We start from the raw sequence: 256 nt of genomic DNA, 5'->3' as shown, positions 1-256 counted from the left end.
GCCGAGGGCGGGGTTGTGGAAGCGCCGCGTGTTCGCCGCCGAGCCCTCGACGACGCGCGCGGTCCGCGCCTGCCGCGCCGCCTCGTAGCGGCGGAGGGCCGCCGGCACGTCCTCGGGCTGCACCGCGAGCGCGCGGGCCACGATGAAGCCGTCCTCAATCGCCATCACCGCCCCCTGCGCCAGGAAGGGTAGCGTCGGGTGGCAGGCGTCGCCGAGCAGCGTCACCCGGCCCACCGACCAGGCGGGCAGCGGCCGT

Annotated in this window: 1 protein-coding gene; it reads right to left on the bottom strand. The window is 77.7% G+C overall.

What is annotated here, in order from left to right; translation table 11 throughout:
• On the bottom strand, positions 1 to 256 hold a 256-nt coding region (locus Q7A36_RS41395), incomplete at both ends, for an FAD-dependent monooxygenase (RefSeq protein WP_305109565.1).

The sequence above is a fragment of the Paracraurococcus lichenis genome (assembly GCF_030657435.1).
GTDB lineage: Bacteria > Pseudomonadota > Alphaproteobacteria > Acetobacterales > Acetobacteraceae > Paracraurococcus > Paracraurococcus lichenis.
This window is presented reverse-complemented; position numbering and strand designations above follow the sequence as displayed.